At 62.2% G+C, this 233-nt stretch carries 1 protein-coding gene; it reads left to right on the top strand.

What is annotated here, in order from left to right; genetic code table 11:
- Window positions 1-12: 12 nt before the first annotated feature.
- A partial coding sequence (locus BST14_RS32415; protein WP_281252842.1) for a polysaccharide biosynthesis protein occupies window positions 13-233 on the top strand: 221 nt, incomplete at its 3' end.

Raw genomic sequence — 233 nt, 5'->3', positions numbered from 1 at the left:
GCCTACAAGCATGTGCCGATCGTCGAGCACAACATCGCCGAGGGCGTTCTCAACAACGTGATAGGCACCTTGCATGCGGTGCAGGCCGCGGTGCAGGTCGGCGTGCAGAACTTCGTGCTGATTTCCACCGACAAGGCGGTGCGACCGACCAATGTGATGGGCAGCACCAAGCGCCTGGCGGAGATGGTCCTTCAGGCGCTCAGCAACGAATCGGCACCGGTGCTGTTCGGCGA

The sequence above is a fragment of the Mycobacterium arosiense ATCC BAA-1401 = DSM 45069 genome, from assembly GCF_002086125.1.
Classification (GTDB): Bacteria; Actinomycetota; Actinomycetes; order Mycobacteriales; family Mycobacteriaceae; genus Mycobacterium; species Mycobacterium arosiense.
Note: the sequence above shows the minus strand (reverse complement) of the source record. Positions and strands in the feature narration are given on the sequence as shown.